The organism is Acetobacter papayae JCM 25143 (genome assembly GCF_000613285.1).
GTDB lineage: Bacteria > Pseudomonadota > Alphaproteobacteria > Acetobacterales > Acetobacteraceae > Acetobacter > Acetobacter papayae.
Genome location: NZ_BAIN01000067.1, coordinates 1 through 12,228, shown reverse-complemented (window position 1 = coordinate 12,228; position 12,228 = coordinate 1). Strand labels below are relative to the sequence as shown.

Sequence of the window (12,228 nt, the reverse complement as noted above, 5' to 3'; positions counted from 1 at the left end):
ATCGGCCTGAAGTTAGAAATTTTTTTATTCAAAAATCTGTTACAAAAAATTTTATTGATATAAAAAACAAATTAATATCGCTCTGGGTAACCCTCAAAAAGTGGCATTCCGTGCCGTTTTTCAGCGGTTGCCGGGTCTTTCCGCTTTCCCTATCATGCCCCGCACAAACCATTTCGATACCAGAACGCAGGAACCATATCATGACAGAATCGACCACCATGCGTTCGGTGCAACTCATAGAACCCGGCAAGCCTTTTGCCCTGCGTGCAGTATCCATTCCCTCACCCGCTCAGGGCGAGGTGCTGGTGCGGATCAATGCCTGTGGTGTCTGCCGGACGGACCTGCACATCCTTGATGGGCTGCTTGATCTGGGTGGGCGAAACTTTGCCGTGGGCCATGAAATTGCAGGCACCATTACCCAGTGCGGTGCTGGTGTGGCGGATTCATGGCTGGGACAGCGGGCCGCTGTTTATTATTACGAAGGATGTGGCCACTGCGGCTACTGTCTGAAAGGGGACGAGCACCTCTGCCCCACACCACGTGCGCAGCCCGGTTTCAATGCGGATGGTGGTTTTGCGGAATATGTGTGCGTGCCGGTGCGCAACTGCGTTCACCTGCCCGACCATGTTTCCACAGCCGAAGCTGCTATCATGGGCTGTGCTGGTTCAACAGCCGTGCATGCGGGGCGTTTGGCTACAATCAGACCCGGAGAGTGGGTAGTGGTTTACGGCACGGGTGGCGTGGGGCTGGCTCTGCTGCAATACGCCAAAAATGCCGGAGCGCGGGTAATCGCCATAGGACGCGGCGGGGCGCGGGAAACCCTCGCCCATGAAAACGGGGCCGAACACACCATAGATTCCACACATGAGCCGATATTGGTGCTCGTGTCCGAGAAATCACAGGCGAAGGGGCAGATGTCGTTTTTGAACTGGTTGGCACTGCGGCCAGCATCCGTTCAGGTATGGATATGCTGCGCCGCCGGGGGCGGCTGGTGTTGATCGGTTATACACAGGACACGTTCCAGACCCACCCGATTGACCTGATTGTGCGGGAAGTCTCGTTTATCGGCTCTGTCGGCGCGACGCTGTCGGACCTGCACGAAGCCATAGACCTGCTGGCCCGGGGCATCCTACGTGTGCCTGTTGCCCAGACCCTGCCGCTGGAGGCTTTTGAAAACGCCCTTGAGCAAACCCGCAAGGGTGGTCTGCCCGGCCGTGTTGTTCTGACCCCCTAAGGGCAATAGTTTTCAGCCCCGCATGCTCATGAGTGTCTGCAACTCCTGCTCAAACACGCTCATGTTCATGCGGGTGTAGTCTCGGTAATCAAAATCGATTGTGGATTCCGTTTCTGAAACCATGCTCCACAGGCCTTCGCGCAGCAGAGAAGCAACGGCCATGACCTGCAAACGGTAGCGCAGGGCCTCATCTGGCGGGTGACCATAATAAAGTGTCAGCATGGCCTCGCGCTGTTCTGGGTCGAAAGCATTGTTCGAAGCCAGATTGCCTAGGTCGAACAGTGGAGCATTAAAGCCGCCATAGTCCCAGTCAATCAGCCATAACCGCTCGCCATCATCGAGAAAGTTCGCGGGTAGCAGGTCATTATGGGCAAAAACCGTTTCCGTCGGCCCCAGACCCTGCTCCAGTTCCTGCGTTATTCGTTCCAGCCGCTCAAGCTGTGCAATCGGTCGCGCGTCTTTTTGCCGTAACACTCTCAGATAGTTACGCAGCACATGAAAAATCCAGAAACTCAGGGCTGGCCCTGCAAGATGTTCGCGCAGACCCGTATGCATGCGCCGCACAAGTTCCACCACAGCCGGAAGGCGCGCACGCACCCCAGCCGCATCGAGCGTCTGCCCTTCGATGAAATCAATAACCAGAAGGTCTGCTTCCGCATAGTGCACTGGTGGTGAAATACCGGCCAGAGCCGCCGCGTAAGAGGCCGCCTGCTCGTTAAAGCGCATGACATTATGCAGCGGGATATCCTGGCCCACGCGCACGACATAGCGGCGGGAACCATCCTCCACTACAAAATTGCTGTTTGTAATGCCGCCCCCCAGCGGGCGAGGGTCAACCGGGGCCGTCCAGCATGGCAGCGCCCTCAGCCGATCATGCAGTGTGTGTGTCATGAACCGTACCCCGGTATCCTGTCATACGAAGCTGCGGGCCGGACAGGCCCGCTTCTGCCTGCTGCCCCTTACCCCAGAATACGGGTGCGCTGCTCATCGTAAAGAGGTTTCAGATAGGCTTTTGCCGGCACACGGGTTGTTGCGACATCAAGCTCATAGGCACCAGACAGCACGAACTCATCTGTTACGTCCCCTTCGGGCTGCCTGACATAGCCATAAGCAATGGGCTTGCCGATCGTATGCCCAAACCCGGCCGAGCCAACCCAGCCTACGCGCTCACCATTACGGTAAATGGTTTCACGTCCCAGCAGAACCACTGATGGGTCATCTACCGTAAAGCAGACCAGTTTCTTGCGCAGCGGCGCATTACGCCGTTTTTCCAGCGCCTCACGCCCGATGAACGGCAGTCCGCTTTTCATCTTGAGCAGCCAGCCCAACCCGGCTTCATATGGGGTATGATCCGGCCCGATATCTGAACCGAAGGCCCGGTACCCTTTTTCCAGTCGCAGGGTTTCAATGGCGCGGTATCCAGCATTGCGGATGCCAAAAGCCTGCCCCGCCTGCATGAGCGCATCATAAACAGTTGCGGCAAATTCAACCGGAATATGGAGCTCCCAGCCCAGCTCTCCAACATAGGTCACGCGCAACGCACGCACCGGAGCGCCTGCTATATGCAGTGTACGCCATGTGCCAAACGGAAAGGCCGCGTTGGAAACATCATCACGCGTCAGTTTTTCCAGCACATGCCGCGCCTCAGGCCCCATGAGCGACAGGTAGAATACATGGAGGACACATCGAGCAGGCGTGCATCCATACCACTGGGAATATGCCGCCTGAGCCAGTCGAAATCACGGGTTGCAGCCCCTGTGCCGCATACGAGGTAGTATTCGTCCTGCGCAATCCGGGCGGCGGTAAAGTCCGATTCAATGCCGCCATGTGTGTTCAGCATCAATGAATAGATCAGGCTACCAACCGGCTTGTGCACATTGGCCGCGCTGATAACAGACAACGCATCGGCGGCATCCCGCCCGACCAGCGCGAATTTGGCGAAAGATGTCTGGTCGAACACGCTCACCGCATCGCGCGTAGCGGCATGCTCCCGCGCAACGGCTCCAAACCAGTTCGGACGATTGAAGGTGTAGTGATCCGCCGCGTCTTCACCCGGTTCGGCAAACCAGTTTGGACGTTCCCAGCCCAGTTTTTCGCCAAACACCGCGCCCTGAGCCTTAAGGCGGTCATAAAGCGGAGAACGCCGCAGGGGGCGCCCGCTCTTATATTCCTCGCTGGGCCATGCAATCGTGTAGTGTTTAGCATAGGCTTCCAGCGTGCGGCTGCGCACCCAGTTGACGTCCTGATGATTGCGTCCGAAGCGCAGAATATCCACCGGGGACAGATCATAAGGGGGCTCTCCCCCCACGATCCATTCAGCCAGAACCTTGCCTGCACCGCCCCCTGCTGCAATGCCAAAGGCGTTAAAGCCGCAACCCAGATAATAATTGTCCAGTTCCGGTGCCAGCCCGAGAATGAAGTTGCCATCGGGCGTAAAGCTTTCTGGCCCGTTGATCAATTCTTTCACCCCGGCGGTAGCTAGTGCAGGCACGCGGCCCAGAGCCAGTTCTGTCAACTGCTCGAAATGATCGAAATTCGAGCCCAGAAGCTGGAAATTGAACTTGTCGGGAAAACCATCCGCAGCCCAGGCTATGGGGTTAGGCTCATACCCGCCCATGACCAGCCCGCCTACTTCTTCCTTATAATATGTCAGGCGGTCAGGGTCGCGCAGTGGGCAGGCTGGAGGTAACGCCTGCAATCTGTTCGGTAATCATGTACTGGTGCTCGACCGAGACCAGCGGCACATTCACACCAACCTTGGCCCCCAGTTCACGCGCCCATTGTCCTGCACAGTTCACGACAATCTCGCACTGCACGGTGCCACGGCTGGTCTGCACTTCTGTCACGCGGCCGTTTTCAACCTTGAAACCCGTGACATCGGTATCTTCAAAAATCCGCGCACCGTGCATGCGCGCACCCTTGGCCAGCGAGGCGGTAATATCGGACGGGTTGGCCTGTCCATCAGTCGGAAGGAAAGCCGCGCCGACAAGGTCCGAAATATCCATAAGCGGCCACAGGTCGAGGGCTTCTCTGGGTGTCAGCAGGTGCATTTCCAGCCCGAAGGAGCGGGCCGTGGTGGCCTGCCGCCGCACCTCGGTCCAGCGTTCCTCGTTGCAGGCCAGCCTGAGGCCCCCATTCATTTTCCAGCCCGTGGCCAGACCGGTCTCCTGCTCAAGGGTTTTGTACAGCTTGACGGATTCACCCAGTAACTGGGTGATATTCGCATTGGAGCGCAACTGCCCCACCAGCCCCGCCGCATGGAATGTGGTACCAGATGTCAGCTTATGTCGTTCAATGACAATCGTATCTTTCCAGCCCAGCTTGGCCAGATGATACGCGGTCGAGGCTCCCATGATGCCCCCGCCAATAATGACAACACGCGCGTGTGTGGGAAACTCCGACATGAACCTTGCTCCGTGCGGCCGGGAAGACTTTCCCGGACTGTGCTTTTCGTCTCAGGGGTTCAGTGTGCGGCTTTTCCCATTCAAGTCAACATTAAAACCACATAATATGTTGTTTTCAGTGGCTATGCAGTGAAAGTCCTTCACTTGCTCTCAGCACATCCAGCAAATCTGCCGGGGTTTGTACCAGTTGGTGTGCATCAACCAGCATGTCTGCGTCCTGCCAGCCCCACAAGACGCCTATGGCTTCTATGCCGACTGCGCGTGCGGCTTCCATGTCACTGGCGGCGTCTCCCACCATGATTCTGGCCCCTGCGGGCAACAATGTGCGCAGAACCTCGACTTTGGTGGGGTAGACATCGCTCCCGATTACATCGCTAAAGGCGTGGCTCAGATCATGTTCCACCAGAAAGCGCTCAATAACAGCCCGGCGGCTTGAACTGACGATAACAAGAGGCTCCTGCCCTGCCAGACTGTCCAGAACACCGCGCATGCCTTGAACTAGTGGTGGTATGGCGGCATTGCTGGCGGCTTCTGCGGCCATGGCGTCACTAAACGCTACTGGATCGACCCCGAGTGCCTTACCCAGTGTTTCAAAGGTAAGGGGACGCAGACGCTGGAAGGGGCGTACATCGTCCGGCAGGTCGATCCCGAACCGTGCTGCGGTCTTGTGCAGAACGCCGCCCCACATGTGGAGGGAGTCTGAAATAACGCCATCAAAATCAAAACAGATCATGTCTGTCTCCACCGTACAGACCTGCCCGCCCGGCCATGCCCACCCCAGCAGGGTGGCGCGCTTACGGCGCGTGCAGGTGTTTTTTTGTTTCAGGCAACGAGTTCCGCGGGCTCGGACGCGCCTATCGCGCGGCAGCAGGCGGTCAGGGTATTGGCCAGCAGGCAGGCGATGGTCATGGGGCCAACGCCACCGGGTACGGGCGTGATGGCCCCGGCCACTTTGGCGGCTTCCTCAAAGGCCACATCGCCTACCAGAACCGCCTTTCCGTCACGTTCGATACGATTGATCCCGACATCGATAACAACTGCGCCCGGCCTGATCCATTCACCCGGAATGAGCTCGGCACGCCCTGCGGCCACGACCAGAATTTCGGCCTGTCTGACTTCCGCCTCCAGGTCCCGTGTTCTCGAATGCGCGATACTGACCGTGCATTTTTCAGCCAGAAGAAGCTGCGCCATGGGTTTGCCCACAATATTGGATGCCCCCACGACCAAAGCCTTGTAACCAGCCAGACTGCCCAGCCTGTCGCGTAGCAGCATGAGGCAGCCAAGGGGTGTGCAAGGCACCATGGCCTCCTGCCCGGTAGCGAGCAGCCCGGCATTGACTACATGAAAACCATCGACATCTTTTTCGGGGGTGATGGTATTGATAACCTTGCGTGCATCCATATGCGCGGGCAGAGGCAACTGCACCAAAATACCATGAATGGCGGTATCGGCGTTTAGCCGCCCGATCAGGTTCAGCAGTTCAGTCTCCGTGGCATCGGCGGGCAACCGAAAAGCGTGCCCATTCATGCCCACTTCGACCGTCATGCGCTCCTTGTTGCGCACATACACCGTAGAGGCGGGGTCCTCCCCCACCATGACAACCGCCAGCCCCGGCACAATGCCATATTCGGCCTTCAGCCGTGTAACCTGCGTGGCTACTTTCTGCCTCAGGCTTGCGGCAAACGCTTTGCCATCGATAATATCCGCCCGCACTTTGTTCATATCTGTCACACCTGCCCCACTGCGTTTCATACGGCTCTACCCTGCCGGCTGCTTTCGCGCATGAAACAACAGGCAGCAGGGTTGTGCTGACCTGTCTGTGCTTTTGTGTGGCTGATTGTCCAGCGGGAAAAATACGGCTTATCGATCGACCATGCAGGGGCGGCCATCCTGATCAAGGGCCACAAACGTGAACCGCGCCTGAGTCACTTTCTGCCGGATTGCCGTACGCCGCACCCGGCGGATGGCTTCAACCTCTATTGTCATGGATGTACGGCCTACACGCAGGATACGCGTGTAGACATTTAGTTCATCCCCCACCGCCATGGGACGATGAAAAACCAGACCATCGACCGCTACCGTGGCGCATTTGCACCCGGCCCGGTCTTCCGCTGCCGTGCTGGCCGCCAGATCCATATGCGAGGCAACCCACCCGCCAAACACATCGCCTGCGGCATTGGTGTCACGCCGCATGGCCACCACGCGCACGGCCAGATTAGCATCGTGAATCCAATTACTCTGTTCCGCATTTTCCACTGAAATGGCTCCGGTCATGATATAACAGCATAAGGAAAATTGCACATTTTCCCCTTATCCGTAACGCGCTTAATGCACAGATGAGCCCTGCCCGGCCTTTTTTCACACAGGGTTGATCATACGCCCATGCGTTCAAGAGCGATGAATGGAAGATTATTCCATCCAACCCGGCAGGAATAAAACGCAATTCCCGTGATATATATCCCTTAACACATCAGAAAACGTGATCTGTTCACAGGAGCAAGGCTCCTTACTGCGGATTACATCCAGAAAAGGCCGAATATCGTGCAAACAGCAGCCTCCACACGTCAGCCCGTGCTTTTTCTTCCGCATGGTGGTGGACCGTGCTTTTTCATGGACTGGCCGGGGTGGGAAAATCTGGCCGCTCATCTGCAAGGGCTGGCCATAACCCTGCCCAGAAAGCCTTCTGGTATTGTGGTCATGTCCGGACATTGGGAGACCGTCGTGCCGACAGTCACAACGGGCGAACACCCTCCCCTGATCTATGACTATTACGGCTTTCCCGAACATACTTACGCGCTGCAATACCCTGCCCCCGGTTCACCCACACTGGCGGCCCATGTGCAGGCTCTCCTCCAGCGGAACGGGATTGCCTGTCAGGATGATGCCAAGCGTGGCTTCGACCATGGGGTTTTTATCCCGTTTTTGCTCGCGTTCCCTGATGCCGATATTCCCGTTGTTGAGCTCTCCATGAGTGCGCGGCTGGATGCCGCACAGGAAATGCGCGTTGGTCAGGCGCTTGAGCCCCTGCGTGATGAAAATATCCTGATTATCGGCACGGGCATGAGCTACCATAACCTGCGGCACTTCATGAGTGGCAGCCCCAAAACGGATGAGACATCCGTGCAGTTCGATACATGGCTGCGCGACACGCTCGAAGCCTCGCCTCAGGAACGTAACCAGCGCCTGCTGGCGTGGGAGAATGCTCCCGGGGCACGCATCTGCCACCCGCGCGAGGAGCATCTTCTGCCTCTTATGTTTGCGGCAGGTGCCGCTGGCAATGATGTGGGCAGCCGTACCTACAGCGATACTGTCATGGGCAAGGCGCTTTCAGGCTTCCGCTTCGGATAGGTTCGGCCTCTGGTATCAGCGCCATCTGTCTGATTTGGCGCTTGATGCCTTGGTTAGTGCGCTTTCATTGTCTGGCATTGATATTCCATGCTAGAAACTATTTGCTGATACATTCGTCAGGCGATCTCGTGCCTGAGAGCAGGAAAGAAAACGCCATGTCATCCTCCACGTCACTGAGCACAGCTACCCTGACCAGCAGCCTGCTCGATACGCTGACTTCAGACACGGATACGACGGATACGAGCAGTTCCACCGGAACCAGCTCTTCATCTTCCTCGTCTTCTTCCAATGTTACGATCACATCAGCCAGTGCTGATGGAACGCCGGTTATTATTGAAAAAGATTCAAGCGGAAATATCGTTTCGGTCATGAGCGTCAGCGGCACGCAAACAACCGACCAGAGCGACAGCAGCGACCAGACCGGGCTGAGCCTGTACGCCTGATAGAAGTATCCTATGTGGTGGCGTTCTCTGGCCCCACCTGATTTATAAAACCCGCCTGCCTCTTATGATGGCAGGCGGTTTTTTTTGTTCGAAAAACAATCAAAAGTCCCAAGTATGCGCAGCCCTGTTCCGGGGCCGGACTGGCAGCCCCTGAAAGGACACTTCAGGCCAGTTCTTTGAGCGCTTCAAAGCGCGCGGGGTCTTTCATTTTTAACCGTCCTGCTGCGCCATATCCTACAACAAAGGATACAATCACCAGAACGCCTACCCCCCACGCAGCAACCGAGGCGTTATCTCCCCCGATCAGCGTGGGCAGATTGGCAATAGCGATCCCCAGACAGAGCAGCAGTCCGCCCAGCGCCCCAACAGGTGCTACAAGCGTATGCCAGACATGCCCTTTACCGGCGCGACGCACATTGAAGAACGCCAGAATGGACAGGCAGGTCATGGACAGAATAACCATGTAACCCAGTGTTCCGGCTGTGGCCGCCCAGGCATAAATCTGGGTTACGGGGTCAAGACCCAGCACAACAAGCACGATCAGACCCACCAGTGAGGTGCCGGTCTGAACCAGCGAGGACATATGGGGAGATTCATGCGTGTCATGCACCCGTGAAATAACCGAAGGCAGTACGTTGTAGCGTGCCATGACAAACTGATAGCGCACCACCACATTATGAAAGGCCAGAATACAGGCGAACAGGCTGGTTATCAGCAGAACATTGACGATATCTGAAGCCACTTTACCCATATAGGTGTTGATGAATATCAGGTACATATCGCCTGTGTGTTCGTTGGCCATCTGTACGGTCTGTCCAAGACCAATGCCCGCGACCTCGCACCACATGGAAATGACGTAAAACAGGCCAACGCCAAACACCGCAATATAGGTCGCGCGCGGAATGGTCACTTCAGGGTTGCGCGCTTCGTCACGGAAAATGACGGTCGATTCAAAACCAATGAAGCAGTAAATAGCAAACATCAGCCCCAGACCGGGCGAGCCATTCAGTGCCGCATGCAGCGTGAAAGGAGCCGGGTCCAGAACCGCTGTGCCTTTGGTTGCCAGCACAACCAGATCCGCCAGCAGAACAACCCCGACTTCCAGCACTAGGGCTACGCCAAGAAAGCGCGAGCTCATTTCAATATGCCGGTAACCCAGAAAGCCCGCAACAAACACAACCACAAACGACATGACCCACCACGGCACGGAAATGGACAGGGTGTTGTGCAGCAGTTCGGCCAGCGTGTAGCCAAGATAGGCTTCCAGCGCCAGAACGATAAATGTGTATGAAGCCGTGGCCAGTGTAGCCGATGCCAACCCGACCTGACGGCCAAGCCCTTTCTGGATATAGGCGTAAAACGCCCCGGCATTGGTCACATAGCGCGACATGACAATAAAACCGGCGGTAAACAGATACATGATCAGTGTGGCGATAGCCGCATCAAGCGGAGCCGCAATGCCATTGCCCATGGCGATGATAAGCGGGCTGTTGGCTGCCATGACGGTTAGCGGCGCTGCGGCTGCCACCACCATCATGACAATGGATGCCACACCGAGGTTTCCCTTCAACCCTGAAGGCCCGCTCTCCGAAACCGGGACTGTTCTATTTTCTTTTGTCAAAGTCTTTCCCTTTCCATGCAACGTGATGACATGCCCCGGAACCATCAGGGTTCTGCCTTTTCCCCCGTGGAGTTCATTACAATTTCGCAACAATGAACCCACTCAAAACCCACATTCTGCGGATAAGCCCCGTTATTCCCACCACACGCCGGGCATGCCTCGCGGGTAGATTGATCTTTCATGTTATGACTGCTGTCCGTCTGAGCTAATGACAGCCGGGCACAATCTGATAACATCAGAGCACAGTCACACAGGCTCAGTGGTTCCCTGATGACATGCGGCCTCTCGGTGCTGGGCCGTCTTTCACTTCATCATAGGCATGATACACTCGGTGCTGCCGGTTTCATGTGCCAGCGGAAAAGCGCGGGGTTATGCTATGTCCGGGCGCATGGACCAACACCCACCAGCAGGACCCGTCATGACGTTTTTTCCCTACCCTTCCCTGCTTGCTGCAGCACAGGCACTGGCGGATGGCCGCACGACAGCCCGTGCGCTGGTCGAACAGGCTCTTGAGCGTATCAATGACCCGCAGGGTGAAGGGGCGCGGGTTTTCATGACTGTTCATGCTGATGCAGCCCGCCGGCAGGCAGACATCATGGACACGCTGCGTCAGCAGGGGCGCGCCCCCACTATTGCGGCAGGCCTGCCTGTTTCCGTCAAGGACCTGTTTGACGAGGCGGGCTGTGTCAGCCGAGCAGGTTCCTTGGTGCTGGAAAATGCTGCCCCGGCCAGTATGGATGCCCCAGCCATACGTAACCTTCAGCAGGCAGGCATGCTCAGTATGGGGCGCACGACCATGACGGAGTTCGCTTTTTCGGGCGTGGGCATTAACCCCCATTTTGGCACCCCGGCCAATCCGTGGCGCAGGCAGGAGCAGCGTATTCCCGGCGGATCTTCTTCCGGGGCCGCCATTTCGGTTTCGGACGGTATGGCTCTGGCCGGTATTGGCAGCGACACCGGGGGGTCGTGCCGTATACCGGCGGCTCTGACCGGGCTAGTCGGGTTCAAACCCACAGCAGGGCGCATTTCTACGCAAGGTACCATTCCCCTCTCTTCGACGTTGGATTCAGTCGGCAGTATCGGCCGCACGGTTCGCTGCTGCTGGGCTGTAGACAGCCTGATGGCCACAGGCACCTTACATGTGCAGGATGCACCAAACGGCCGAACCGGTAGCACCCTTCGCCTCGGTATCCTAAGCACAATGGTCATGGACGGAATGGACCAGACCGTCGCGCAAACATGGGAACACTGCCTCAGCCACCTTGCCGCCAAAGGCGTTGCGCTGGAAACATTCTCTTGCCCGCCTTTGCTCGATATTCCCACCGCCAACAGCAAGGGGGGCTTTCCCGCAGCCGAGGCACTGGCATGGCATACCCCCCTGCTGGCGGAACATGCCCAGACTTATGATCCGTTCGTTTTGCAGCGTATTCTGCGAGGGCATGAACAGACTGCCGTTGACTATATTACCCTGTTGCAAGCCCGTACCCGGCTTATCAGGCAGGCGGCGGATATCATGGTGCATTATGATGCCGTCATTCTGCCAACCGTGCCGGTTATCGCTCCTAAAATCAGTGATATGGATGACAACGCACAATACGTTGCCACCAATATGCTGCTGCTTCGCAATACGGCCATTGCCAATTTTCTGGACCTGTGCGCCATCAGCCTGCCATGCCACAAACCGGGCGATGCCCCGGTCGGGCTTATGGTTATGGGCCAGAACGGGCAGGATAGCAGGCTGTTTGAGATTGCAGCACAGCTTGAACATCTTCTGGCGGAGTAAGCATGCTGGAAAGAGCTTCTCATGCCATGTATGGGCGCCGATCAGGGATGAGAAGCCAGTAACACCGCTTTCAGTGGCTTATGTCATGCACTTCATAAAAGTGTCACACACTCCCGGCCAACCCTGATTTCTCCCTTGGAAAAGGGACGCTCACGGCCTCTTTTATAATCTATTCCTCAGGACTTCCCCTTATCTATTCAGGGTTCCGATCGGCTTTGCAGACAGCCAGCATGTGAAGTCGGGTTGTGGCTGCTCTATCGCCATTTATGAATCTTTGGTTTACAAATGATTATTCCCTTGAATAAAGGGCCATGTGACGACCGCTTGCCGGGATTCCGCTACTCCGAGTTTCCTTATCTGGCGCCGATAAGAAAAGGCGTTCTCGGCTTGTTCAC

11 protein-coding genes and 1 pseudogene are annotated in these 12,228 nt (G+C 56.7%); 5 read left to right on the top strand and 7 right to left on the bottom strand.

Annotated elements, in window-relative coordinates; translation table 11 throughout:
• Positions 1–200: 200 nt before the first annotated feature.
• Positions 201–998 carry an alcohol dehydrogenase catalytic domain-containing protein gene (locus JCM25143_RS19355; protein WP_267879960.1) on the top strand — a complete coding sequence of 266 codons (798 nt, stop codon included), beginning with the start codon at positions 201–203 and terminating at the stop codon, positions 996–998.
• Positions 896–1,234: a zinc-binding dehydrogenase gene (locus JCM25143_RS24850; RefSeq protein WP_369347373.1), complete on the top strand. Its 339-nt coding sequence runs from the start codon at positions 896–898 to the stop codon at positions 1,232–1,234. Before JCM25143_RS19355 ends, JCM25143_RS24850 begins: the two co-directional genes overlap by 103 nt.
• A 12-nt stretch (positions 1,235–1,246) precedes the next feature.
• On the opposite strand, the gene JCM25143_RS12485 is transcribed toward JCM25143_RS24850, so the two are convergent.
• The 6 genes and pseudogenes from JCM25143_RS12485 to JCM25143_RS12465 form a co-directional block, all read right to left on the bottom strand.
• The gene (locus JCM25143_RS12485; RefSeq protein ID WP_025861441.1) at positions 1,247–2,125 is read right to left on the bottom strand and encodes a phosphotransferase; all 879 of its coding nucleotides are present in this window, start codon (positions 2,123–2,125) and stop codon (positions 1,247–1,249) included.
• 68 nt (positions 2,126–2,193) lie between these two features.
• Positions 2,194–3,851: pseudogene (locus JCM25143_RS22805) on the bottom strand (FAD-dependent oxidoreductase).
• Between the two features lie 40 nt (positions 3,852–3,891).
• Positions 3,892–4,638 carry an NAD(P)/FAD-dependent oxidoreductase gene (locus JCM25143_RS22800; RefSeq protein WP_199897877.1) on the bottom strand — a complete coding sequence of 249 codons (747 nt, stop codon included), beginning with the start codon at positions 4,636–4,638 and terminating at the stop codon, positions 3,892–3,894.
• A gap of 115 nt (positions 4,639–4,753) precedes the next feature.
• Positions 4,754–5,371 carry an HAD family hydrolase gene (locus JCM25143_RS12475; protein WP_025861439.1) on the bottom strand — a complete coding sequence of 206 codons (618 nt, stop codon included), beginning with the start codon at positions 5,369–5,371 and terminating at the stop codon, positions 4,754–4,756.
• An 89-nt stretch (positions 5,372–5,460) separates the two neighbouring features.
• Positions 5,461–6,360, bottom strand: a complete 900-nt coding sequence (folD, locus tag JCM25143_RS12470) for a bifunctional methylenetetrahydrofolate dehydrogenase/methenyltetrahydrofolate cyclohydrolase FolD (RefSeq protein WP_199897880.1) — start codon at positions 6,358–6,360, stop codon at positions 5,461–5,463.
• A gap of 138 nt (positions 6,361–6,498) precedes the next feature.
• On the bottom strand, positions 6,499–6,831 hold the full coding sequence (locus JCM25143_RS12465; protein WP_051543321.1) for an acyl-CoA thioesterase: 333 nt from the start codon (positions 6,829–6,831) through the stop codon (positions 6,499–6,501).
• Between the two features lie 417 nt (positions 6,832–7,248).
• On the opposite strand from JCM25143_RS12465, the gene JCM25143_RS12460 reads away from it, so the two are divergent.
• Together JCM25143_RS12460 and JCM25143_RS12455 are read left to right on the top strand one after the other, a co-directional pair.
• Positions 7,249–7,986, top strand: a complete 738-nt coding sequence (locus tag JCM25143_RS12460; RefSeq protein WP_081773581.1) for a DODA-type extradiol aromatic ring-opening family dioxygenase — start codon at positions 7,249–7,251, stop codon at positions 7,984–7,986.
• A gap of 155 nt (positions 7,987–8,141) precedes the next feature.
• Entirely contained in the window at positions 8,142–8,429 is a 288-nt protein-coding gene (locus tag JCM25143_RS12455; RefSeq protein WP_025861431.1) for a hypothetical protein, read from the top strand.
• A gap of 163 nt (positions 8,430–8,592) precedes the next feature.
• Here JCM25143_RS12455 and JCM25143_RS12450 read toward each other — a convergent pair whose 3' ends face one another.
• A complete protein-coding gene (locus JCM25143_RS12450) occupies positions 8,593–9,981 on the bottom strand; it encodes an APC family permease (protein WP_234395226.1) in 1,389 nt (462 codons plus the stop codon).
• A 487-nt stretch (positions 9,982–10,468) separates the two neighbouring features.
• Between JCM25143_RS12450 and JCM25143_RS12445 the strand changes: the two genes are divergently transcribed.
• On the top strand, positions 10,469–11,833 hold the full coding sequence (locus tag JCM25143_RS12445) for an amidase (RefSeq protein WP_025861427.1): 1,365 nt from the start codon (positions 10,469–10,471) through the stop codon (positions 11,831–11,833).
• Positions 11,834–12,228 lie beyond the last annotated feature (395 nt).